Source organism: Yoonia sp. D2-7 (genome assembly GCF_055809435.1).
In genome coordinates this window covers 683,989-707,729 of sequence record NZ_CM147912.1, presented here as the reverse complement: position 1 = coordinate 707,729, position 23,741 = coordinate 683,989, and the positions used below count along the sequence as shown (strand labels likewise).

At 52.5% G+C, this 23,741-nt stretch carries 15 protein-coding genes; 8 read left to right on the top strand and 7 right to left on the bottom strand.

What is annotated here, in order from left to right:
- Positions 1-84 precede the first annotated feature (84 nt).
- The 6 genes from AC0L7R_RS03325 to AC0L7R_RS03300 all read left to right on the top strand — a co-directional run bounded on the left by AC0L7R_RS03325 (position 85) and on the right by AC0L7R_RS03300 (position 5,037).
- On the top strand, positions 85-1,038 hold the full coding sequence (locus AC0L7R_RS03325) for an alpha/beta fold hydrolase (protein ID WP_473658774.1): 954 nt from the start codon (positions 85-87) through the stop codon (positions 1,036-1,038).
- A 65-nt stretch (positions 1,039-1,103) separates the two neighbouring features.
- A complete protein-coding gene (locus tag AC0L7R_RS03320) occupies positions 1,104-1,754 on the top strand; it encodes an FCD domain-containing protein (RefSeq protein ID WP_473658773.1) in 651 nt (216 codons plus the stop codon).
- On the top strand, positions 1,751-2,773 hold the full coding sequence (locus AC0L7R_RS03315; RefSeq protein ID WP_473658772.1) for an AbrB family transcriptional regulator: 1,023 nt from the start codon (positions 1,751-1,753) through the stop codon (positions 2,771-2,773). Before AC0L7R_RS03320 ends, AC0L7R_RS03315 begins: the two co-directional genes overlap by 4 nt.
- 196 nt (positions 2,774-2,969) lie before the next feature.
- Complete coding sequence (gene hemP / locus AC0L7R_RS03310; RefSeq protein ID WP_473660350.1) at positions 2,970-3,137, top strand: hemin uptake protein HemP; 168 nt, start codon at positions 2,970-2,972, stop codon at positions 3,135-3,137.
- Positions 3,134-3,625, top strand: coding sequence for a hypothetical protein (locus AC0L7R_RS03305; protein WP_473658771.1), 492 nt, complete (start codon positions 3,134-3,136; stop codon positions 3,623-3,625). Before hemP ends, AC0L7R_RS03305 begins: the two co-directional genes overlap by 4 nt.
- A 374-nt stretch (positions 3,626-3,999) precedes the next feature.
- Positions 4,000-5,037 carry a tyrosine-type recombinase/integrase gene (locus AC0L7R_RS03300; RefSeq protein ID WP_473658770.1) on the top strand — a complete coding sequence of 346 codons (1,038 nt, stop codon included), beginning with the start codon at positions 4,000-4,002 and terminating at the stop codon, positions 5,035-5,037.
- 597 nt (positions 5,038-5,634) lie between these two features.
- Here AC0L7R_RS03300 and AC0L7R_RS03295 read toward each other — a convergent pair.
- The 5 genes from AC0L7R_RS03295 to AC0L7R_RS03275 all read right to left on the bottom strand — a co-directional run bounded on the left by AC0L7R_RS03295 (position 5,635) and on the right by AC0L7R_RS03275 (position 20,146).
- Positions 5,635-7,803 (bottom strand): hypothetical protein, encoded by a 2,169-nt coding sequence (locus tag AC0L7R_RS03295; protein ID WP_473658769.1) that lies wholly within the window; start codon positions 7,801-7,803, stop codon positions 5,635-5,637.
- A 311-nt stretch (positions 7,804-8,114) separates the two neighbouring features.
- Positions 8,115-11,864 carry an AAA family ATPase gene (locus tag AC0L7R_RS03290; protein ID WP_473658768.1) on the bottom strand — a complete coding sequence of 1,250 codons (3,750 nt, stop codon included), beginning with the start codon at positions 11,862-11,864 and terminating at the stop codon, positions 8,115-8,117.
- 3 nt (positions 11,865-11,867) lie between these two features.
- The gene (sbcD, locus tag AC0L7R_RS03285) at positions 11,868-13,169 is read right to left on the bottom strand and encodes an exonuclease subunit SbcD (protein ID WP_473658767.1); all 1,302 of its coding nucleotides are present in this window, start codon (positions 13,167-13,169) and stop codon (positions 11,868-11,870) included.
- A 439-nt stretch (positions 13,170-13,608) separates the two neighbouring features.
- A complete protein-coding gene (locus AC0L7R_RS03280; RefSeq protein ID WP_473658766.1) occupies positions 13,609-19,518 on the bottom strand; it encodes a DUF3320 domain-containing protein in 5,910 nt (1,969 codons plus the stop codon).
- A gap of 355 nt (positions 19,519-19,873) precedes the next feature.
- Positions 19,874-20,146, bottom strand: a complete 273-nt coding sequence (locus tag AC0L7R_RS03275) for a DUF433 domain-containing protein (protein WP_473658765.1) — start codon at positions 20,144-20,146, stop codon at positions 19,874-19,876.
- Between the two features lie 137 nt (positions 20,147-20,283).
- Between AC0L7R_RS03275 and AC0L7R_RS03270 the strand changes: the two genes are divergently transcribed.
- The gene (locus tag AC0L7R_RS03270) at positions 20,284-20,691 is read left to right on the top strand and encodes a hypothetical protein (RefSeq protein ID WP_473658764.1); all 408 of its coding nucleotides are present in this window, start codon (positions 20,284-20,286) and stop codon (positions 20,689-20,691) included.
- Position 20,692: 1 nt separating this feature from the next.
- Here the strand turns inward: AC0L7R_RS03270 and AC0L7R_RS03265 are convergent, their stop codons facing one another.
- Both AC0L7R_RS03265 and AC0L7R_RS03260 read right to left on the bottom strand, forming a co-directional pair.
- Positions 20,693-21,043, bottom strand: coding sequence for a hypothetical protein (locus AC0L7R_RS03265; RefSeq protein WP_473658763.1), 351 nt, complete (start codon positions 21,041-21,043; stop codon positions 20,693-20,695).
- 259 nt (positions 21,044-21,302) lie between these two features.
- Positions 21,303-21,698, bottom strand: a complete 396-nt coding sequence (locus tag AC0L7R_RS03260; protein ID WP_473658762.1) for a hypothetical protein — start codon at positions 21,696-21,698, stop codon at positions 21,303-21,305.
- A 942-nt stretch (positions 21,699-22,640) separates the two neighbouring features.
- Between AC0L7R_RS03260 and AC0L7R_RS03255 the strand changes: the two genes are divergently transcribed.
- Entirely contained in the window at positions 22,641-23,684 is a 1,044-nt protein-coding gene (locus AC0L7R_RS03255; RefSeq protein ID WP_473658761.1) for a tyrosine-type recombinase/integrase, read from the top strand.
- Positions 23,685-23,741: the final 57 nt, after the last annotated feature.

Sequence of the window (23,741 nt, the reverse complement as noted above, 5' to 3'; positions counted from 1 at the left end):
GGTAGCCTAACGCACAATAGTGACATTTTTTGGCACCATTACAGATTAGAGACCGATCAAACATGTAAAAAAGGAGAATACGCCGTGTTTGATGCTACCAACTTTCCAGAGCCTACCTTGATCGACGTCAATGGTATCACGCTTGAAGTGTTTGAATCGGGAGAAGAAAACGCTGGTCGTCCGATTGTGCTGTGTCATGGCTGGCCCGAACATGCGTATTCGTGGCGCAATCAAATTCCGGCCCTCGTAGCGGTTGGTTATCATGTCATCGTGCCCAACCAACGGGGTTACGGGCGTTCATCCCGACCAGAGACTGTCACAGATTACGACTTAACGCATTTGACCAGCGATCTGGCGGCGCTGCTGGATCACTACGGCTACGACGACGCGATCTTTGTGGGTCATGATTGGGGGGCAAACGTTGTGTGGGGGCTGGCCATGCTGCACCCCAAACGTGTGAGCAAGATCATTAACCTTGCATTGCCCTATCAAGAACGTACCGAAAAACCATGGATTGCGTTCATGGAAGACATCTTTGGACCAGACAATTATTTCGTACACTTCAATCGGCAACCGGGTGTTGCGGACGCAGTGTTGGATGCCAACCCAAAACGGTTCCTGCGCAATCTGTATCGCAAGAACGTACCTGCAACGTCGCCGGAACCGGGCATGATGATGATCAATCTGGCCAAGGCAGACGCGCCGCTTGGCGAACCTGTGATGACCGATCAAGATTTGGACGTTTTTGCGTCTGCGTTCGATCAATCCGGTTTCACGGGCAGCATTAACTGGTACAGAAATCTTGATCGCAACTGGGAAATTCTGGCCAAGGTGGGCCCCGTCATCACCCTACCCGCCCTCATGATCTACGGTGACCGCGACATGATCCCAAAATCCCCAAGCCTGACAAAGTTCGTGCCTAATGTTGATGTCGTCAGCCTTGATTGCGGACATTGGATTCAACAAGAGATGCCGGATGAAACCAATCGGGCAATACTCGCGTGGCTGGCAAAACACGACGGCGACGCCGGACAATAATCGCTTTGACATTTTGGGTAGCTTTCGCGTATTGCATCCACGTGGATACAATACGCGAGCTTCCGATGACCTCTCCCGAGACCACCGACCAATCTCAAGGCAGCGTCGCGTTCAGTCGACTGATGGATGCGATCAAACAGGGTGAATATCGCCCCGGCGATAGGCTGCGCGAAGTCGAAATCGCGGACCGTTTTTCGTTGTCACGCACGCCCGTTCGCGAAGCATTGCGGCGCCTAGAGGCGGAACGCATCATCGAACACCGCCCACGTGTCGGTGCCGTCATACGTGAATTGGGGCAGACAGAGGTCGTGGAACTATACGAAATGCGGCTGGTGCTGGAACGCACCGCGGCAGAATTGGCGGCCAAACATGCGATTGAAGCAGAGGTCGACGCGCTGACAGCGTTGAACGATCAGATGGCCGAAACCGTGAAGGATCCGTCAAAAGCTGCAGCAATCAACCAGCGCCTCCACCAGTCGATCTATTTGTCCGCGCGTAACAGGTTTTTGCTGGAATCCGCACGCGCCTTGAACAATGCGCTATTGTTGCTGGGTCCAACAACACTGGCGGATGCGGCGCGGATCGAAACCGTCGTCGAACAACACACCCAGATCATCACAGCAATTTCCAAAGGCGACAGCGACGCCGCAGGTGCCGCTGCGGCCACACACCTGCAAACATCGCTGCGTCATCGATTGGCGGTGATGAACCAATGATTGCAATTCTTCGCACATACCTGATTGCAGGGGCTGGCGTGGCCGCGTCATTGTACCTGAACCTACCGCTCCCTTGGTTGCTTGGCCCGATATTTGCGTGCTTGATCGCGGCCCTGATCGGCGTCGAAATGCGCGGCATGCCTGTGGTGAACAACCTCATGCGCACAATACTGGGGGTCGCTGTTGGGGCCACGTTCACATGGGCGCTTGTCGTAAGCATGGCCAGCATGTGGACCACCCTGATCCTTGTCCCATTTATGATCTTCATGATCGGGCTGCTTGGCGTCCCCTATTTCCAAAAACTGTGGGGCTTTGATTTCGCGACCAGCTATTACAGCGCCATGCCCGGTGGTCTACAGGACATGCTGCTGTTTGGCGAAGAAGCGGGCGGCGATGTCCGCGCATTGTCCCTTATTCATGCGACACGGGTGCTGGTCATCGTGGTTGCACTTCCATTCATCCTGAAAGGTTATTGGAGCGTCGATTTTGACAATCCTCCCGGCGTGTCGGCAACAACCCTCCCCCTGTCGCAAATGGTTTTAATGGCCGTCTGTGGCATTGCGGGCTGGCAAATTGCCAAATTCGTAGGACTGTTTGGTGCGTCGATCCTTGGACCAATGATCTTGGCGGCCATCCTTGCACTATCCGGCATCTTGCAATTCCGCCCGCCAGCAGAGGCGATCTGGATGGCGCAATTCTTTATCGGAATGACGGTTGGTACAAAATACGCAGGCGTGACCGGCGAAGAACTGCGCCGCGACGTGTTAGCCGCACTTGGGTTTTGTGTGATTTTGCTAGTGCTCGCAGGGCTATTTGTAGAGGCGATCCATATCTTTCACCTCGCCCCCCCAATGGAAACGCTGCTGGCCTTCGCACCGGGCGGTCAGGCAGAGATGACAGTGTTAGCTTTGATCGCAGGCGCGGATATGGCTTTTGTGATCGCCCACCATGTTTTGCGGATTGTTGTGGTGATCCTTGGCGCGCCTCTCGCCGCGCGGATTTTTAGCCCGAAATCGTAAGCGAAACTTCGGCTAGGCGGACCACAGCCACCGTCTTGCTTTCCCGGATTGACATATCCTACTGATTCAGTCAGGTATTGTATCAGTCAAGCCACCCGAATCCTTTGCAGGGAAGCCCGACACGTAAACCATGTGAGGACGGCTTGATGAAACATCGCAAATGGACCGCAGCTGAAACCAAAGGAAGTCTGTCATGATGTCACTTCCAATCGCAAAAGAGACAGGCACACCCGTCGCCACCACTTTACCAACCTATGCGGCGGAAGACCTGACAAAGGACGTCGGCCAAGCCCACATCGTGCTAGGGGATCAAACCTACACCCTGCGGATCACGCGGGCCGGCAAGTTGATCCTGACCAAATGACAAGCGCACAGGAAAAACGTGGTGGCGCGGCTGTCGGTTTCATTACGGAACTTGAGGATATCGAAGCTGCATCCGTGATGTATCTGCGGCTGTGGTGCGATGGTCCGGATAGTCAGGCGCAGGTTTGGCACGATTTTGCGTCCCGACTTGGCCCTGATCGGGGACGTAAAGCGCTGAAATCGTTTGAAGATCTATGCAGCCTGTGCACACAACATGGACGTAGACCACTGATGCGGCATGCCGTCGATTGCAAATGCCTTGGATCCGACGAATCCTGTTTCGCCAATTTCATCGGAACTGCCGTTGTGGGTGACAAGGACGACGCGATGCTGATCGCGACGCTACTGGTCCGGCCTGACGTCGCCCCGCTGCTGACGTCCCTCGCGACGGAATTTGGGCTCGCTCTGAAACAGATGTGTCTTGTGCGACCTCCACGCACGGGCGGCAAACAAGAGCATTTCCAAGCACAACCAGCGACCTTGCACTAGCGGCTTCGGTAAGCCACCGCATTGCAGAGAGGCGGATTTTTTGGCGCCTTCTATTAGGCGACGCACGGTGAGATAGAGCTCTTCGACAAGCCAAATTCGAAGCGAAAGCGACGCCCAGCCCGCTCGGCACGCCGTCGGTTGCCCCCAAAGGGGTCGTCAGTCCTTAACGCAAAATCGAGGTTGATGGCGGAGACGAAGGGACTAAACCGTTCGAATAAATTCAAATACTTAAGTTGGCGAACCGGCAATTTTTGGGTGTTTACACTTAAATGGAAATTCCAAGGTTTGACGAACCGCCCTGAGCGCGACTTGTTGGATTTCACCAGAAAAAACTACCACATCAAAACAAACTTTTTTCCCGGGTGCTGCAACGCATGACTGGGCGCTACAAAAAGGAATTTCCAGGTGCGACGCCGTACAAGGATCGCCATGGAAAACGCCGATGGCGGTTTCGGAAAAAGAATTTCTCTGCTGAGTTGGGGCCAGAGTACGGGTCGCCAGAATTTGTCAGACGCTATGAGGACGCAGTGACAGGGCTTCGGTCTCCGTCAGGTGCTGGTAGCGGAAAAGCTGTCCCCAGATCATTTTCGGATCTCATAGCTAAATACTACCAAACGGCGGATTTTCTGGGCCTCAAGAGCAGTACCAAAACGACCTATCGCAATATGTTGGAGCGGTTTCGGGAGGAGCACGGGGACAAGAGTGCTGTCAAACTTGAACGTCGCCACCTCAAGGCAATATTTGCAGCAAAAAGCGAGACACCTGCGGCCGCGAACAATCTGCGGGATAGGCTGAAAGCTCTGTTGGACCTCGCCGTCGACCTCGAATGGAGGAAGGAAAATCCAATATTGACAATAAAGCCTTTGAAAGTGCGATCGAAGGGCTTTCATACTTGGTCGGAAGAGGAAATTGACAAGTTTTACGCAAAGTACAGCCTTGGCACACTGGCACATACCGCAATGACATTGATGTTGTTTACTGGAGCCGCGAGAGCAGATGCAGTGAAACTTGGGAAGGGGAATATTCAAGCAGGCCGGATCAGTTACAGACGGCAGAAAACTGAGGATGATGGGGGTGTTCTAATAGACATTCCTATCCATCCTGAGCTTCGTGCTGTGCTTGATATCTGTCCGAAAAATGCCTTCACATTTCTCGAGACAAAAAATGGAAAAAGTCGCTCTCCAAACGGGCTGGGAAACATGATGCGCGAGTGGTGTAATGAAGCGGGCCTTCCGAACTGTTCCTCTCACGGGCTCAGGAAAGCAATTGCAAGACGGCTGGCCGAAGCGGGCGCGTCTCCTCATGAGATCATGGCCGTCACCGGGCATTTGACGCTTGCAGAAGTGACCCGCTACACAATGGATGCTAATCGCCCAGTTTTAGCCGATGGTGCCATTGAGAAGCTAAAATAGAACGATCATAGAACAGTGTATTGGCGAACCCCTTTGGTAGGTTCGCCAATATGCGTTTAAGTCATTGAAAAAATGCAGGAAAAATACGGGGTGGCGAATGCGGTGGGATTGCATTGTTTACCTACTTTCAAGCACTTAGTTCGGCGAACCTGTGCACTTCACCCTTTGAAAGCAAATAAGTAAATTCTATAATGACGAACCCAAATGGCGTCTCAAGTTTACCCAAGATTTTTTCCGCGCTGATTGGCGTGTTTTAGGAGCGCACCGAATTCCGCGAACAACCAAGGTTCGCCGGTGCGCAGCTTGGACTGGACCACGAGCTTGTATCCACCCGCCTTCATCGCACTTGATTGCACACGGCCTGGTGTCTCGTGCGCAAGGTCTGTTTCGAAATCTTCGTCATCGCTGGCTCGAGGACAAGTCGGCTTGTTGCTTGGGATATCAAGCGAAGCCGCAATGCGGCGAGGATAGAGACTTCGAGTTGATAATCATAACCTGCCTGTGCAGCAGCCGCACCTTTGGTGCCCCTTCAACCGCTTTAGTCGGTTTACCGAAAGAATGATTATCGGTAGAACACATGCTGTTTGTGCGGGCGCGTTACTTCATGGCCATAATCTGATTGTAAAGGCCGTGTAAATGATGAGGGGACATATCCAGAATAGGTTCGAACATGAAGGAATTCATATGAATGTTCTCTGGCGTCATTAACAAGACTTGCTCTAACAGTAAGTGGGTGTCCTGATCAGCGTTATCTCGACGGAACCTTCTTATCAATTTGCTGGTTTGATTACCTCGTAGGCCGTCCACAAAACCTTGGTCCGCTATTTTCTCGATAATGAAGCGCTCAGTGTGAAGCCGTATGCCCATAGATAAGACAACTTTGTCCAGCAGCGATACCTCATCAAGCGGCGAGGCAACAATTTTGGCGCACATATTACTTACCTCGGCCAAGACAGAACAATCACTCCCATGACATTTTTTCATCATGTCTTCCGACAGTACGTTTCCAAAAACCTTACGCAAGTCATCAAAGGTAACGGAATCTGATGTTTCTTTGACGTGCAGAAGATTGGTCAGGGTTGCGAACGTTTCCTTGTCACCACTATATTCTGCCAGGTTTCGAACAAAGGGAATGCAGCCAACCATAGATTTGGGTTCATCAAGAGTGCTCGTCCAACTTTCGATAGGATTGTCCCCCATCGTATCGCCCTGCAAGGTAATTTTGTTTTCAAATCGACCAGCGATTAGTTTGTTCGGCCTATAGATGCCCAGCCGACCTTTGACAGTCCGGTAAAAATCAAAATTATGCGTCAAAACCAGTAAGTGAAAATGATCACTGCGGCTAATATCTTTCAGATATTCGATTATCGCATACTTGTTTTTGTAATCAAATGAGTCGGCGATGTCATCTACGATCAAAAGTGTTTCATGCGTTGCTCTTCGAAGTGCTTCAACTTCGAATATGATATTCAGAATGTAAAGTGCTCTGCGCTCTCCGTTGCTGAGGACTTGTGAGAGTTCTTCAGATGAAATTCGCTTATTCGGTTCGCCGCCAGTATCTCGGAATTCAAATTCAATTTGTGGCCCCTCGATACCCAGAACTGCATCTGCTTTGTTCTTCACCTTTACTTTGAACGGCACCCAGAAACGACTGTTAAAAGTGTTGATAACATCTTCCCATAGCGTAAGCTCTGCATCTGCCTTTGCTATAATTCCCTTTAACTTCTCCAGGCTGGAATCATACTCTTCCAAAAGGCCCACATACTCAGATTTCATCGTGGTCAAATAGGCGATCCATACTCTTCTCTTCAAAGCATCGATATCTTGAAGTTCAGGTACAAGATAAGGATGATCAAGCAAGTGGTCCCGAAAATTTTGGAGCGCCTTATTGTTCAATTTTCCATCAACTTTTGCAAACATCTCGCCCAAAGTTTGGTCACTAAGAATGCGTTCTTTTTCCGCTTCGATATATTCTCCGAGCTCACCCTCGTCGGATATTGTAAGCTCACCCTCGTTGGTCTTCAGGCTTACCGTATGCCCGCCTTTGAACCATCCATTATCTTTGAGGTTCTTCGCAACCTGGCCCGCGTTGGTGTGGTTAAATACACCTCGCTTGAAGAAGTGGGATTCATCGAGAAGTTTGTCATAAACTTCAGAGTATTGAACAATAAGCCCTTTCATCTCTTCATCTGACAAAAGTTCTATAACCTTCGGATCGAACAATACTTTGTATGAAACATCACAGAACTGGATGTGGGAATCTTTTTTAACTTCGCGTTCCACAGTGCCCAAAGCTGTAAGAAATTCACTTTCAGGAAACCCTATGGAAGAGGTGAACATTTGTTCGATCCCCTTTGTGACGCCAACTTTTCGTTTAAGTAACTTCAAGAGCGCATCACGCTTCTCACCTACCGCGTTAAAAACCTCGTCATACTCGGCTTTGAGATCCTCGCTGGCCAGCAACGTAGACATTTTTGAAGAAGCGTATTTTTCGTTGATTGAATCTACTACAAACACCGCATCGTTAACAATCTCGACGCCATCCTGATCTAAAACCTGAAAAGTTGAAACTTTCTCTGTATACACCAAATCTCTGGGAGATTTTTTTGATGAATAGTCCTTGAAGGAACGCGCAAAGGACGTCTTCATCAACCCATTAGGGGCATAGATCGCGATTGGCATATTGTTGTTCTCAAAGGTGAACTCATGGCTCAATGAAGAGATCCCGTAACAGTTCGCCATGTTGACTTGATATTTCGATGTCATCTAAAATTCACCTTTGCATTATCTATATTCTTCACACTTGGTAGAATTGCAGCCGAAATTTTTTGGGTGCAATACTCGCACTCACTATCTTAAGGGTACCTTAGCAATGCGAACGGTACCCTAATTTTTGGGTGTGTTCGCTGGCTAAGTCCACCCCTACTTCATCGGCTTCGGTGCGCAGCAGGATCGGATCACACGCCAGCCTAATGTCCGACGCAGCAAAGGGCACTGCTGTTACTTAGTCCTTTGGGTCACCCAAGGGTCTTTGCCGCCTACGAAATGCTATTAACTCAAAGTGGCACATATGGTTGCTATGAAGCGACTACGACCTCACTCGATCCATCCCCTTGAGCTTCAATTTGAACTTGCATAGGTATGCGATCCTTCATCGCTTGCACATGGCTAATCACGCCGACCATGCGGCCTTGCGCTTGTAGGGCCTCAAGAGAGTCAATTGCGAGGTCCAGACTCTCAGCATCGAGTGTGCCGAAACCTTCGTCAATGAACAGTGTCCCTGACACAACGCCCGAGCCACCGACAGATGAAAGAGCCAAAGCAAGCGCAAGCGAAACAAGGAACCTCTCACCGCCAGATAAACTGCGCGTAGATCGGATTTCCCCCGCCATATCTTCATCAATTACATACAGAGAGAGCTTCCCCTCACCCAGTGACAAGCGATAGCGAGGTTTAATCCCTGCGAGATGGTTATTCGCCTGTTCCACCAGGATCGAGAGGGTAACCTCCTGGGCAATTTGAGAGAACCTGTCGCCATTGGCCGATCCCACGGTGTCATTGACTGCCGCCCAAGTATCGCGAATTATCTTTGCCTTATTAATCTGTGTGATAATGGTGGCTTGGCGCGTTTTTGCCTCCATGTCGGCCCGAAGCTGAGAAGTGTATTCCTGCTCATTCTTTTGATCTTCTTCGTCGCCAGCGGTGATCTCGAGCTTACGATCCTGGAGATATTCTTGGCTACTCTCAAGCGAGCCATCCTCTTGCGCGTCCACTCGCGCCAAGATGATCGCCTCAATATCGCTTTGTCGAGTTTTGACTGTTTCTTGAGATGCCAAGCGGTGTTTCTCAAGAATTGATATGCGATCTTCGAGATGCGTGACCTCGGCCGTGGGCATAGACAAGAGGTCTTCCAAGCGTTTTGGCGGGATTGCTAACCTTTGGCTGGCAGCATCGAGTTCAGATTCGGCAGATTCAACGCGTGCTTCTGTTTTCAATAGGATTGTTTCGCTGGAACGCTTTTCAGCCTCAAGACCGTATTTCAGCTTTTCAGCAGATGAATGCGCCGCAGCTGCCCGGTCGCGCTCTTCTGCAGCCTTCTTGCGACGCTCGTTAAATGCTGTCCGGTGAGGGCCAGTCTCTTGTCCACCAAGAAGTTGGGAACGTTCTAATATCAAATCTGAATGCACCTTTATGCGGGCTGCATTGGTCCCTTTGGCCTCGGACAATGTCGCTTGGGCTGTGATGAGCGCTGCCTCATCGATAGCGATCGTACCAGTCAAATTAGCTCTACTGGTTTCGGATTCTTTCATTTCCTCAAGATTGCGCTGATGCGCTTCGCGTCGCTCGGCCAAGGTTTTAAGGATTTCATCGCCGTTCGAGCCAATGTCCTCCCCAACGAGATCAAGTATGGCAAAGCGGTTTCCGAGTTCCAGATCGATTACACCAGTAGTTCGCAAAGCCGCTTCGACCTCACCTTGCGCTCGCGTTCTTTCTTTTTCAGCAACTTCAGTGTCATCAGTGATGGCTTGACGCTCATCACGGTGGGTCCGTAAGGTTTCAGCCTCCGTTTGCACCTGACGCCGTAGCGCTTCGATTTCTTGATCCATCTTTGCAAGGGCATCACAGTCACTCTGCAACTGAACGCGCCATGATTTCATCTGCTCAGAAAGCTCTCTAAGTAAGACTACAGCGCCTATGATATTTTTAGGAACGCGATCTGCGATTGGTCCTGTCGTCTCAGTTTCGGCGAGTTCACGATATTCATCCTTTAACTCGAGCGCCAGCTTTTCGGAACTATCCCTACTTTTTTCCATGTGCTGTCGATCTCGCGCGATCGTCTCGATAGACGCCGTGCTTTTAACCAGCGCGGTAGATGCCTCATCCCGATCTTTGCGTGCTTTTTCGAGGTTTTCTCGCAAGCGCTGTGCCAATTCAGCGGCCGGACCTTCAGCGTGCACAGGGTGCTCGGTTGCTTGGCAAACAGGGCAGGGTTGACCATCTACAAGGTGACGGCGCAACTTTTGTGCTTCGGATGAAACCGCCGCCTCGGCAAGTTCCGCTGGTACTTCAAGTGCACTGATCCGCGAACCTGCGTCGTTCAAGGCCCTTTGTGCTGCGTCATTTGATGTTTTGGCCCGTTTAAGAGCTTCGACTTTGTCTACGATGTCACGAGCAAAATTGCGGGCGGCTACTTCCGCCTCGTCATGTCTCCGAGCAAGTTCTATCAGTGACCCCACGGTGGATGCGCCCGTGGTTAAGCGGCTTAGCCTGCCAACCGGGTCGACCTTTGCTAACGCGTTTCGGCTCTCGATGGTTTTTTGGATCTTTTCTTCGTGCGTTTTTCGAGTGGTCTCGTGTGCTTTGATCAACTCATCAAGCTCGGATTTTCGGGCAAGCTTAACTCCGATGTCTTTTCCGAGTTTCTCTGCGGTGGCTCCGGCGCTGGCGTGAACTCGCGCAGCTTCCATGCGACTTTTAAGGCGATCTTCAAGAACGCTCCATTGTTCAACGAGGATAGTGCCGGCTTGCTCCGCGTCAATAGAGGTTTGAAGTTGCTCGATTTTGATCAGTAATTTCTTACGCTCAGCTTCTTTCGTCTCAAGGGACTCCGTTTTAGCATTTACGTCGTTCTGGCTCGATATAACCTTCTTGTCTGCCTCAGTGACCTCGGTGAGAGCCGTGGTGATTTTTGCGTCAAGTTGTTCGGCTTTGCTCCAAATCGGACCGTAGGCTTTGAAGCGGTCTTCAAGCTCCTCAAGCACTCTTTTGGCTTCTGTATCAGTTTTCCGCGTTTCTTTCTCAACCTTGTTGGCCTCAGACAGTTTGTCCTCGACTTCATTCACAGTGTGAACTGCGGATATTTTCGCCTTCCGGGCTTCGGTCGCTTCCCGATACTCGGCTCGAACTGAGTTCGCCTTCCTAATCTCATCGCGTAAAGCGCGGTCTTCGCGAGCATTCTCCCAATCTTGGTTGGCTGTTTCGCGGGTACTTTCAGCCTTCAATAGTCGGTCCCGCGCCTCAGTCAGCGCTTTGTAATATTCAAGATCTGCCTGAATGCTCTTTAGACTTTCTGCGGTCTCCTTGCGCTGCTTTGCAACCCCAGCCTTTTTTTCTTCAAGAGCTTTACGTCCTTCGTCCGAAAGCACTTGGTGTTCACCGAGTTTGATTTCGAGGTCCGAAACTGCGCGTTCGGCTTCCTGCGTTGCAACGTAGATCCTTTTCGAAATCTCCCGGTACAGGCTGGTTCCTGTGACCTTTTCAAGTATGGCTGCCCGCTCTGAAGTCTTCGCGCTCAGAAAACTATCGAAATCACCTTGGGCCAATAGTACTGAGCGACGAAACTCTTCATAGGTGAGGCCAGTAAGCTCGACTACAAGTTCGTTGACGCGGCGAACTTGGTTTTCCAGAATAACACCATCCGATAACCGAACCAGTGCACGATCAACGTTCTGAAGGCGATTTGTTGGTTTGCCATGGGCCCGCCGTACCGACCAGTTGGCCTCATAGTCGACACCGTCGCGGCCGCGAAAACGGACCGTGGCATGCCCCTCGGCGGTACCACGGCGCAAAAGTGTTCGTGCGTCTGTCGAAGACAGGGGTACGCCAGATGGATCCGGCACGAGATCATTCACTCCCGAGCTACCGAGCCGCGGACAGTCGCCATAAAGTGCAAGGCACATGGCATCGAGTAGACTGGACTTTCCCGCGCCTGTTTTGCCGGTAATGGCGAAGAGACCGCAGCCCGCCAGAGGACCTGTCTCAAAGTCGATTTCGAAGGGTTTGGCCAGGCTTGCGATGTTGCAGCCCTTGATGCAGAGGATGTCCATGTTTCAGAGCTCCGCCAATGCATCTCGAAACGCTGTTAGGTGGCGCTCTTCCGGAGGGATACCATTCTTGTTCAGGTAAGCCTCTGAGAAAAGCGCCTCCGGCTCCGTATCTTTGAGATTACTGATAATCCGAGTGGCTTGTTCATCGCCCTCTTTCGAAGCTTCGCGCCGCACGCGAATGCCGGCCAAGCGCAGCCCACGCGCCTTCACTTGCGTTGCAGCCTCCGCCGTGATCACTGAAGCCGCATCCGTGGCCGCCATTTCGAGATAGACAAAGGGGCGAAGGCCCATGGGAGCATCTTTCAGAGGTTCATCACCTACAAGTGCCTGCAGAGCTGCATCAAGATCTTCGATCAAGAGTGTTTTTTGGCCTGATCCGGTTTCTGGCAGTCGCAGAACAGGTGCAGGGCGCGCGACGCTGACATGCCGATGTTCAACGCTATTGGTGCCGATTTCAATGATCGTTACACCATGATCATACCCAATTTCAGTGGCAGAGAGCGGAAAGCAGGAGCCTGAATACCTGAGCCGGCCACCGTCGAGTGTCTGAGGCCGATGAAGATGCCCGAGGGCAACATAGCGTAGTTCAGGGGGGAAGACATTCGGAGGTATGGCGTGCGAGCCACCGATCATAATCCGACGCTCTGCGCCTTCACTCTCAAGGCCACCAGCGCAATGTAGATGTGACGTTGCTATGAGCGGGGCTGCGGCGCCACCGGATGCACCCAATTGTGAGATATGGGATAAAGCCATGTCGGTTAGCTCTGCGAAAAACCGGCGGGCTGCAGCTACGACGGGGCTTTCCTCGTCGCTTGCTTGCGATTGACCAAATGTCAAACCTGGCAGGTCAGAGGCACGCAGGAATGGAACAGCCAGCACATGCAAGGCAATGCCCCCAAGTGGATCGGGAATAGAGACAAGGTGCTGCTCAAGATCGAAGACAAGCTCTCCTGTTTTGAGGTCGTTTTTACGATGCACTCCGCCCACGACGTGGATGTCAAACTCGCTTAGGAGAACTCCGGGCGCTTCGAGCCGACGGACGGGGTCATGGTTCCCACCACTGATCACTGTCCGAAGGGTTGGGCGTCGGTCTTTGAGTTTTGTTAACCCGCGATAGAATAGTTTCTGAATTTCGCCTGACGGATTGGTATTGTCGTAGATATCTCCAGCAATGAGCAGGAGATCAATTTCTTCTTGCTCGACTATATCTGCAAGGCGTTCAAACCAAATCTGGTGTTCGAGATCTCTATCCCATCCGTTAAGGCTGTGCCCCAAATGGAGGTCGGCCGTGTGCAAAATACGCATTTCGATTTCTTTTCTGAACGCCGCTTAGGTAATAAAATCGAACATTCCCTATTGGTTGGGAGAAAGCAACCAAAGCGCCTTCGTTGTTTCCATATACTCTCTGGAAGTAGGCAACTGCGGCGAACTTAACTGTAAACTATAGGCATCCTGTACCGACGTTCCCTAAGTGGAGAGCCTAACAGTTGATATTGCTGCCGTTTTGCCCAGCGATCAAGGCTTCTTGACCCGCTGTGCGGCTCTTCGGGCGTCTAAAGGCCCTTTGGCGGTAGACTGACGCGCAGTTTCAGTTACAGACAAATCCGAAAAACTGTCTTTAACTGCTCGGAAGCATCGATCACGTTAGGAGCCCAAAAGGGCCATAGAACGCGACGCCGTTGCTCGTGCCCCTGCCACAACCGTGAAATTGGCCGTACCTATTGTTTGCCTTCGCACTGGAAAGTTACAGATCGCGATCTCCATCTTTCTGTGGTGCGTCTGCGCTTGGCATCGATGCGGTTTCTGTTCGCCATTTTATACAGGCTTCAAGATAGCTTCGACTGTCGGCCGTCAAACGTTGCATACCTGCCAGCCGTGATAGGTCGCGAGCGGGGTCGTCGCTTCGTTCGAGCGTCGGTGCATTGGCGTCATAAAGCCACGCAATTTCTGCGCGCGAGATTTCGCGGATGCTGCGATCCAGGTCAGCCTGGAACGGTACACGGTTTGAGTGACTGCCCTTGCTCCAGGCAAAATCGATGCCGTCCGCATTGTGGACATCGATGCGCGCCAAGGCCGCGCGTACTTGTTCAACGATACGTCGACCAGTACGTTGCCATCCATGTTTTTGAGCGACGCGTCGGGATAGGAGCGGCACTGGAAGCGGGCCTTCATTCTTGACGATATCCTCTATGAGACGTTCAAGGCGCGGGATGTAGGCCACATCGTAGAATCGCTCCGGATCGGGGGTTAGATCTCCGACTTCTTCGGTAGCGACAGCTTCTATTGAAACATGTTCTGGCCGGTTAACGCCTGCAACAAGAGGCTCTTCGCGAGTTTCGAGTAGATCCGTTATTGGATCAGGGACTTGCTCCAGCTTCACCGGAGGGGTCACGGTCTCAGTTGCATTACTTTGTTCGACAGGTTCGATGTCGTCGGCCGGAAATTCCTCATCAAATGGAGTAACTCGGGTGGCCTCTTCCTCTGCCCACCTTGCCCGGTCGTCCTCCAGATGGGTCGTAAGCGCGTCATGGATACGCTCAACGACGGCCTTTGGGTTCTTGAACCAATCTGTCGACCAGATACGCAAAATCGTCCAGCCGAGGTTTTCCAGAACGGCTTGTCGTACTTTATCCCTGTCTCTGGCCGTGGCAGAGCCGTGATAGGTCGCCCCATCGCATTCGATCCCTGCAAGGTAGACGCCCGCATGGTCCGGATGCACGACGCCCAAATCGATACGGAAGCCCGAGACGCCAATTTGCGGTCGTAGTTCCCAACCTTTCGCCTCGATGGCCGCTTTGATAGCCCCCTCAAAGACGTTCTCCACAGGGCCGAGCGAACCATCGTCTTGTGAAGGAAGCGCTACTGGGCCACGCGTTGCAAAGTCCAGAAAACCCTTAAGGTGCTTTACGCCAAGCGCCTTTGTGCGGGTCAAATCGATCTGATCAGCACGAATCGAGGCAAAGATGTGCAACTCCTGCCGGGCGCGGGTAATAGCTACGTTCAGCCGCTTCTCCCCACCATCGCTATTGAGGGCACCAAATGCCATCGAAAGCTTGCCTGCATGATCTGGGCCGAAGGTGATCGAGAACAGCATGATGTCGCGTTCGTCCCCTTGGATGTTTTCCAGATTTTTAACGATGACGGGTTCTTCGCGGTCGTCTTCAAAGAACCACTCCAGTGCGGGGTTCTTGCGGCGCTCCTCATCCAGCAAGTCGAGGATCAGCCCTTGTTGTTCACCGTTGAAAGTGATGACACCGAGAGTGAGGCGCTTTTCTTCAGGCAATACGAGCCATTCTGTCAACCGTCGCACAACCATACGGGTTATAGCTCGGGCCTCGTCTTCGTTAGTGCGTCCCATGCCACGGGCATAGGTGCCATTTATCTGATGCAACTTTACCGCTTGGGATTCCGTGGCTGGTGACGGAAAGGTCACCAGTCTCCCGCCATAGTAATGCCAGTTGGAGAATGCGATCAGTGATTCATCTCTGCTCCGGTAGTGCCAGTCGAGTTGCTGGGTCGGGATACCCGCAGCCGACACCTCGTCAAGAATAGAAGCGAGGTCTTTTTCGCTTTCTGGCAGATCCTCTTCGGGGTCATCATTACGACCAAAGAAGTTGGTTGGAGGCAGCTGCTTGGGGTCACCAACGATAATGGCTTGCCGTCCTCGTGCGATGGCACCAATCGCGTCCCAGGTTGTGATCTGAGACGCTTCGTCGAAGATCACGACGTCAAAGGCAGCTTGCCCCGCAGGCAGGTATTGCGCGACAGACAACGGCGACATCAAAACACATGGTGCGAGTTTGGTGAAGGTATCAGGCATTTCTGAAACCAGGGATCGGATCGGCATACTTGGGCGTTGCAGGCCGAGCTGGTGGCGCAGGGTTCCCAGCTCCGATTTGCGGGCCACGCCATCGCGAGCAGGTAAACCATGGCGGATGCGGTGAAGGACTTGCCCTGCTGCCATCTCAGTAGCACGATCGTCGAGGGCGCGGAACTTGTTGATCGCGTCCTCATGGGACCAATGGGAAAAGCCCCGCAGCACTGCTTCTGCGTCCATGGCTTGCGGCAGCCACCACTGGGCGTAGGCCGTGGTGAAAGCTTCTTCGACGGCACCAGTCAAAGTTCGGGCTTCAACAGCTTCGACCAGAGAGGTCAATCCTGCCCCGCAAGCTTGATTACGGACGTTGATCCAACGCGTCCAGTCCTCCAACGCCTCGCGGTTCTCCAACGTTTGATCAAGCAGCTGGGTGAGGTCATCAAATGAATGCTTTGTCGGGTCGGTGCCTGCTACTTGCTGGAAGGCATCCGCCTGAGCGACCCAATGCTGATGAAGCCTACTGAAGCCATCCAGGGCTGTCCGTAGGTCGCCAGTCTCGCGGCGTGCCAGTGTGAGTTTGACCTCAGTCCATCGTGAGTGATCCGAGACCTTTGACGCCAGCGGGTCGGTCACCGCTCTGAATTGCTGCGCCTCTCCGATCAACTGGGCCAAACGGGTGGCGTCGGTTGCGGCCTTTTCGAAAGCGGGACAGCTGGACAATGCAATGGTCTCGATGTCGCCGTTGATCCGCCGCAAGGCATCGAGACTGGCAATGTCGTTACTCGGATCAGCCTTGCCACCTGTAGTGTAGGTCTGCAGCAGCTTTCGCACTGCGGATTTGGCGAAGGTTGAAAATGGCCAGAACTTGGTTTGGGCACGCCGCCAGTCAGCATCCATCTGGTCGAGCGGCATCGTGCTCAGTCGATCCAAAGGATAACTTGCCGATAGTGCCTCGGACGCGGTGCGATACGCCTCCAACATTGGGGCAAGTCGTTCACTTTCCTGGACCGCATTCGACAGGTCCGCCTCCAAGCCCCAGCTTACATCGGAACCGTTGGCCGGCCATCCAGAAAGCGCCACCAGTTTCTCAAGCCGGTCCTTGGTCAGAGCATCTTCAGTTAACCCACACAAAGCAGTTAAAGCCGTCGCGTGCTCTGCCACTTCACGAGTGGCCTTTCGCAGGTTCTCCGAGCGCGACAAAAGCTCAGTTTGCCAGCCGAATGACCACTCTTGGGCACCGACCAGTGGCAAAGCAGGGCGGTCCTGAACAATTTGGTGACAGCGCCCGACCGCCTCGGCCAAGGTCCTTAAATGCGCATAGCTCTCGGCATCGTGGGCATCCTTGTTGTCAAAGGACAGCTCAAAAGAAACCTCCGCGTGCGCAGCATGGCCCACCGCTTCATAGACACTGAAGCCCTGCGTACCCTTGCGATGAAGGGCCGCAACATACTCATTCAACTGAGTGCGCTTGATCGAAAGGTCATCAGTCACGCGGATCCATTCGGCCTCTGACACTGCGCCCTGCCGATCCCAGCTACGACCCAGTTGATTAAGCACAGACTTTCGGTCTGCCTTGTTGGAATGGAGTTCCAAGACCGCGTCGCCAAGCCCATGCGCCGATAAGCGACGATGTACGACGTCCAGCGCCGCGGACTTCTCGGCAACGAAAAGAACGGTCTTTCCAACAGCGAGACACTGCGAAATGATGTTAGCGATAGTCTGGCTTTTGCCGGTTCCTGGAGGGCCGATAAGGACAAAATCATGCCCATCCTGTGCAGCAAGGACGGCCGACAACTGTGAAGAATCCGCAGGCAACGGCGTGAACATATCTCGTGGTGCGACCCGTCGATCCACATCAGCTGCTGAGGGAAGTGCGGCCGCACCTTCGCGAAGGAATGGCTCGGTTGGATTGTCGACGAGGTGCTGTACCAATGCATTATTGCGCAGGCTATCTGTCCGCTCTACCAGGTCTTTCCACATCAGGAACTTGGCAAAGGAGAAAGTTGACATAGCCAGCTCCTCCACCACCTCGAACCCCGCGACGTCACGCACTTTGCGCCGCATGATTTCGAAGATCAGCGGCAAGTCGTAGCCGCTCTCATCACGCGGCAACTCTCCCTCAAGTTCCGGAATATGAAGGTCGAAGTCGCGCTTGAGAAATTCGAGGAGGGTCGCGTTCAGGCGGACGTCGTCCTCATGGTGCTCGATGATAAATTCGGATTGGGCCGAGCGACGCGATACCTTCACAGGGATGAGCAGCAATGGAGCGCGGTAGCTACGTGTATCGGTGTCAGTCTTTTTCCAACGCAGAAAGCCTGCGGCGAGAAACAGAGTATTGGTGCCGCCTTCCTGCATGTCGCTCTTGGCCTTACGGAAAAGCCCGAGAAGGCGGTTGTTTGTATCTTTTCCTGTTAATGGAACAGCCAGTTGTCCTTTAGCAAAGGCATCGCGCGCGACTTCTTCGAGCAGCTTAGGTTCTTCCTTGTTTAGCAGGTCACGCTGTCCGACTGGGTCTTCGTCCTTGAGAGCAAGAGCTTTGAATTTCTTTCCGTCAGCCAGTTGGTCTTCAAGACTCGAAACGTCCGGACAGACAAAGGGGATAGTTTGCTTGGTATCGCGGAAATTCAGCAAGCGGTTGCGCAGGGACAGATCCAGCAGCTTACGTTGCCAGCGGGAAATGCGATCTTGTGGCGTCTTCGGCTCTTCATCTACGAGATCACCTGGCAGGAAATCGAACGCCAGCGGCTTTGGTAAGGCTGGGGGCGCAGCTTCGATCTGTTCAGCTTCTGGGTTTGTCTCGGTGCTGTGAGAGGCAAGAGGCCGGATGCGCGCGACGCGGGCCCGCCGAACATCAACAGCCAATTGGAAGGTATGCTCATTGCGTTCAGCCGTCAGATCACGCCCAGCGCTGACCGCCTGCTCCAAACCGATAGTTGGCCGCTTTGTCAGAAGTGTGGTTTCCATGGTGACAAATTCGCGGGCGTCAATAGCCTTTCGCACAGTCATGACATCAGGTTCGGTCACCTGACCGAAATCGCGTTCGGTAAGCCAAACACCTGTCCAAGCGTGTCCCTCAGAAAATAGAACCACCGAGTTCAACCCAGCCGCTTCGAAACACGCAGCAAGCAACAAGGAACTGTCCAAGCAGGTTGCAAGCCCTTCTGATTTAACGCGCGCAGGGCTGCGAACCTTCTGGCCGCGTGTCTCGAAAGATGCTGGAGGATAGGCATAGGTCAATCCAAGCGCGGTGGTCGCGGACCAGATTGCTCCCGCAAGCATCCACGCACGGCCTGGGTCTTTCGACTGGTAGCCGTCAATTGCGCCGCTTTGTCCGCCACGCTCCAGCAGCCGACCGGCCTCCTTCAGGATGGGTGCCACCACCGCATCGTTGGGCGAGACATAAGCAGCCAGCAGATGGGCCATATCTCCGATGCCGCCCCATTCGTCCCGAGCCAGCATTTCGATCCGACGGTCTTCGCGAAACAGTCGCGTGTCATCGGCGGATACCGTCAATTTCAATTGGCCAAACTCTGCCTCGTTCAGCCCGGATAGGAGCGCGTCATTTAAGGGCGTTTCGAGATCAGACAGCTTCCGTTCTTCGCCTGGGCCAAGCCGATCAAGCGTCCAGGTTTTCGGCTTGATGACAGAGGGCGTGCTCTCAATCGTAATAGAAAGGTTCTCCAGAGGCGCATCTGTCCCATTGATTAACTTAATCTTGCGAAGAATCGAAACGCCGTTCTGGGCGGAGGAGAAATTGATTTTCTCCGCCGTAGAGAAAGTTACCGTGAGGTTCTGATCTTCCTCAGCTGTGGTTATTGGATCAATGATTTCTGACATAATGCAACTCTTGATAAGTATGGCTCGATGCTGCACACGCTGCTCTGCGTGTCAATCTGTAGTGAAGGTGCGCATGCTAATGATTAGATTTGAACTACAGAAATGGTTCGCAGTGCGGAGAGTTTGATAATTGTCCTTCGAACATCCCTCGCAGGTCTATGTACATAGGAAACTTACATTGGTCGCGAGCAATGAGGCCCGCTCCAATGGGTCGTTTCAATCTCCATGGGGATCAAGGCAGCAGAAGCTACTTCTTTGATGGGCCGCTTCGAGCCAATGACATCATGGCTCGCCGAAGGTGCAAGCTGCAGCAGCGGTTTCGGTGGCCCTTTCCAGGTTGCCAGAGAGAACAAACTCAACCTGGGATATTACTGAGCGGATGAGCCCTTGCATATAGGCTTGCCTGTTCAAGATGCTCTGCCGTCAGGCTTGGGAAATTCTCCAAAATGTAGTGAACCGTTTCAAACCTGCAGAGATCCGCTAATTCGTAAACACCAATTCGTGTTCCGCGCATGACCGGCAGCCCACCCCTGATTTCAGGATCGGAAAGGGCTGCAGCCTCGGCTCTCGCCAATGAGGCCATTCTTGAAACCGTCAGCTCGGCCGAGCCGATCAAATCAACGCTCAATATGCCTTTCTTCAATACAACTTGGTGCGAGGAACCTGTCGCTACATCGCCAAACCCTCAGCGTGTCGGATCGCGGGGTTGTCGTGCATAGGGCCGAAACTGATTGACGCAGCTCAAGGTTCCCACAGGCCTGCCGGATGGCGCAGCGCTTACCCAGAACAAAAATATTCGTGGAGCGCGCGATGACCGACAGCTTCAATGCGCGCGTAAGCACGCAATGCATCGTGTTTCGAGTGCGTTCCGTCGCAGCACTGCAAAGCGTAGACTTCAGCACCAGTGTCATGGATCTCGTAGTCGAGCGCGAGAAACGCCTTCCTTGCGGCGGCCGTCAGATGATCGAGGTGTTTTTCCCAAATCATGGCCGTAACGCTCGCGATCTGATAATCGCCTTGGAAGTGATGTTTGTCTATCCAGAGATGTACAAATGGCACTCGATATTTCTCGACGAGCCACATGGAGACATCGCAGATATCTTGGTCCAGCTGGCCGTCGCCGGGGTCGAAACCCCGACAACGATTTTGGTTCAATTGGTAGCTCGGCTCTGATTCATACAACATTGTTGAACCGCGAAAGCAGTTCGCTGATCCGAGCGCCGTGCCAGCGCAAAGCTCCCGACGCATCGAATCCCCGTTCGCGTGATGCGATGTCGGCGGCTTCAGCAGTTTGTTTGGACAATGCAGCTTCAATCTCTTGGAGAGCCGCCTTGATCGCAGCGGCATCCGGATACTGGGTTCCAAAGATGCCATGGAGCTCGCAGAATGCATCAAAGCCCGAGGGAGCGTCGAAAGCGGCGAACAAGTCACAAAGAGAAACTCCGTGACGGCGCATGTGCAACTCTGTGTCTGCAATTCTGTCATGTGCCGCCTGAGCGGCGTTAAGGTTGGCGGTGTTAAGCATGAGATACCTCCGTTCATGCGAGAAAGCGATATATGGTTCGAATGCCTATTCTGCGGCTTCATGGTCGCTCGGTCGGTGGAGGTAGTTCCTGTGGTTGTCGGCTCCTGAGGTGAGATCAGTTGGTTGGCTCTTGCGTTGGTGACAATGAGATTGGCCACTGTCGCAAATAGAGAAGAAGAAAATTGGCCTTTACTCGAATTTCCTGGGAGAGGTGGGGGTGCCCGCACTTCTGCGTGTCGCCAAAAATGCGGGCAAGCTCTTACGCCGTGCGGCCGTCACCAGTGTCGATCAATCCAGCATTCTCCAACGCTTCGTTTAAGGTGTCAGCAAGAAGGCAGATTTCCGGAACGAACGGATCATCAGGCTCGAGCAGTACAAAACATGCGTCATCACCCCAATTTTCATCGTAGGTATGCTCGAGAAACAGTAGGCGCCGCAGGTCAAACAACTGGCTCCGCAAGCGACGCGTGATAGGCCCAGGCTGTGACAATGCCTCACGGATAGCGTTGATGAGACGCGCGCCGCGGCGCCCACCGAGCAGCACTGCGGCATGCCCGAGCCCTTCCTCGTTTTGATCGAAGTACGCCCGAAGAGAGATTTCGCCAATTTGACGGTGTAAGAGTTCGCAATTGGGGATGTTTTTGTCGTGATACATGTTGCCTCCTGAGTGGTAAAAGTCGGGTTTCGTCCCGGTGGTGTCAGGGTCTTTTGGAGGTTCATGTCGTCGCTACCTGGTGAAAATCGCGCCTCACAATGAGGGCGCGAAAATCAGCAGGTGGCAAAGAAATTTCTTTTTTTCCTTTGGTCTTTTTCCTTCATCGCGGCTTCTAATAATGAGATTGGTCGAAGATGTTTGATACGAAGGAATTTCTTGAATTGTCTCTTTGGAACAGGGCATGCGCCTTCGATACGACGCGGATCATTGTGCTGAAAAACTAAATTGAACGGGTTAGGCTTGGATCTACCTATAGCATGGATACGCCAACGGCATCGTAATGCGCTGCGGCGGTGAGTGCTTGGCTAAGCCATCGCAAAATGAGAGAGCACCCACGCCGACGAAATCGTCAGATTTGCTTGATCGACAAACTTGGCAACCTATGAGCTGCAGGTGCATATGAAAAAATCAAAAAAATTACTTCGTCAAAAATTGAACTGACCATACATCTATTTACACAACGCGCTTCGAAGAGGCTGAAACCAGAAATCGGCAACCTAAATTTCTGATAGCTGAAAAGTGGGCGCATCGAAAAATCGACACCTAATCTTGACTAAATCATGAAGATTTGTCCGGTCCGAATGACCGTAATTCAAACTGCGCTACGAGAGTTTTCCAGTGTTGTCATGTAGGCACACGGAGGCTCAATAGATTGCCTATTGGGTCAACACGTCCCGCCGCGCTTAAAGTTAGGTCAAACATGTCGAACAGGAAAGCCATCGTTACCCAATCTGAAATACAGAGAGCATTAAAAGCGGCCAAGAGTTCCGGATACTCAGTCGCTAAGTTCGAGATTCTCCAAGACGGAGGTCTTAGAGTTTTTCTGGGGGAGCCCGGCAGCGAGGATGCGCCGAACGAATGGGATATTGGACTTAATCTCACATGAGTTGTTGCGCAGACAAGAAGTTTTGCGGCGTATCCGAGTATTCTGATCGCCACGGAAAAAAACGCTGGCGGTTTCGCAAGAGGGGTTTTTCTGCGGAGCTTGGTTCGGAATACGGCTCTAAAGAATTTTTGAGAAGATACGAAAATGCGGTTGCCGGCGTGCGCTTGAAACCAGGAGCTGGATTGGAAAAAACCGTTCCGAAATCAATTTCCGACTTGATCGCGAGATACTACCAGTCTCCCGAATTCCTTGGCCTCAAGTCCAGTACGAAGACATCATATCGGGGTATTCTGGAAAGATTCCGTGTTGAGCATGGCTCTAAGAGCTCGGTCAGTATGGCCCGGCGGCATGTAAAGGCAATCCTTGCCGCACAGAATGATACGCCCAGTGCAGCCAACAATCTGAGAGATAGGATTAAGGCACTGATGGATTTAGCCATCGACCTTGAGTGGAGAGCTGATAATCCGGTTCGGCATGTCAAACCTATAAAAACTCGGTCTGCAGGTTTTCACACGTGGACTGAAGAAGAGATTGAGAAATTCTATTCAGTACACGCTGTTGGATCGACGGCCCACATCAGCATGACGTTGATGCTCTATACTGGCGCGGCGCGTGCGGACGCTGTGAACTTGGGTTGGGGGAATGTTGACGGAGATCGCATACGTTACCGGCGTCAAAAAACTGAAGACAACGGCGGTGTTCTCATCGACATCCCTGTGCATTCCGTACTGCGTTCGGCGCTGGACGCATGTCCGATCAAAAACTTTACTTTCCTTCAAACAAAAGCTGGAAAAAATCGTTCGGCCAACGGACTTGGAAACAGTATGCGAAGTTGGTGCGACGCAGCCAACCTCCCGAAATGCACCTCGCATGGCTTGAGAAAAGCTATTGCGAGACGTTTGGCTGAGGCCGGCGCATCCCCTCATGAGATCATGGCCGTCACTGGCCACACTACTCTGGCTGAGGTGACTCGCTATACAAGAGACGCAAGTCGCCCTATGCTTGCTGATGAAGCTATCACGAGGCTGGGCCGGATCTAAAGGGGAACAAAACTTGACGAACCAAAATCTCAGGTTCGCCAATCACTCCCATAAACC

What these genes read in the sequence shown, in the direction of transcription:
- AC0L7R_RS03320 (WP_473658773.1), top strand. Translation starts at nt 1,104, where the DNA reads ATGACCTCTCCCGAGACCACCGACCAATCTCAAGGCAGCGTCGCGTTC.
- AC0L7R_RS03315 (WP_473658772.1), top strand. Translation starts at nt 1,751, where the DNA reads ATGATTGCAATTCTTCGCACATACCTGATTGCAGGGGCTGGCGTGGCC.
- hemP (WP_473660350.1), top strand. Translation starts at nt 2,970, where the DNA reads ATGTCACTTCCAATCGCAAAAGAGACAGGCACACCCGTCGCCACCACT.
- AC0L7R_RS03305 (WP_473658771.1), top strand. Translation starts at nt 3,134, where the DNA reads ATGACAAGCGCACAGGAAAAACGTGGTGGCGCGGCTGTCGGTTTCATT.
- AC0L7R_RS03300 (WP_473658770.1), top strand. Translation starts at nt 4,000, where the DNA reads ATGACTGGGCGCTACAAAAAGGAATTTCCAGGTGCGACGCCGTACAAG.
- AC0L7R_RS03295 (WP_473658769.1), bottom strand. Translation starts at nt 7,803, where the DNA reads ATGACATCGAAATATCAAGTCAACATGGCGAACTGTTACGGGATCTCT.
- AC0L7R_RS03290 (WP_473658768.1), bottom strand. Translation starts at nt 11,864, where the DNA reads ATGGACATCCTCTGCATCAAGGGCTGCAACATCGCAAGCCTGGCCAAA.
- sbcD (WP_473658767.1), bottom strand. Translation starts at nt 13,169, where the DNA reads ATGCGTATTTTGCACACGGCCGACCTCCATTTGGGGCACAGCCTTAAC.
- AC0L7R_RS03280 (WP_473658766.1), bottom strand. Translation starts at nt 19,518, where the DNA reads ATGTCAGAAATCATTGATCCAATAACCACAGCTGAGGAAGATCAGAAC.
- AC0L7R_RS03270 (WP_473658764.1), top strand. Translation starts at nt 20,284, where the DNA reads ATGGCGCAGCGCTTACCCAGAACAAAAATATTCGTGGAGCGCGCGATG.
- AC0L7R_RS03265 (WP_473658763.1), bottom strand. Translation starts at nt 21,043, where the DNA reads ATGCTTAACACCGCCAACCTTAACGCCGCTCAGGCGGCACATGACAGA.
- AC0L7R_RS03260 (WP_473658762.1), bottom strand. Translation starts at nt 21,698, where the DNA reads ATGTATCACGACAAAAACATCCCCAATTGCGAACTCTTACACCGTCAA.
- AC0L7R_RS03255 (WP_473658761.1), top strand. Translation starts at nt 22,641, where the DNA reads ATGAGTTGTTGCGCAGACAAGAAGTTTTGCGGCGTATCCGAGTATTCT.